This window comes from Mesorhizobium sp. GbtcB19 (assembly GCF_019091085.1).
Lineage (GTDB): Bacteria > Pseudomonadota > Alphaproteobacteria > Rhizobiales > Rhizobiaceae > Mesorhizobium.
Genome location: NZ_JAGXJY010000531.1, coordinates 1 through 236, shown reverse-complemented (window position 1 = coordinate 236; position 236 = coordinate 1). Strand labels below are relative to the sequence as shown.

The following is a 236-nucleotide window of genomic DNA, read 5'->3' as shown; positions in this document are numbered from 1 at the left end:
GGCGAGGTTCGGGGTGGCGCGCGCGGCGAACAAGCAGCCGGGGACAATGAGGCAGGCGCCGGCCAGCGTCGTCCAGGCCCCCTCCCCCCCGAAGAAGAACCAGCCGAGCGCGATCGCCCAGATGAAGGCCGAATATTCGGGCGGGATCAGATATTGCGCTTCGGCGCGGGCGTAGGACCAGCGCATCAGGAATTGCCCGGCAAGCGACAGCAGTGCCACTCCGACCAAGGGAAGCC

General features: G+C 68.2%; 1 pseudogene. It reads right to left on the bottom strand.

The features are described from left to right. Positions 1–236 (bottom strand): annotated as a pseudogene (locus KVT37_RS32940) (EamA/RhaT family transporter); the annotation flags it as partial.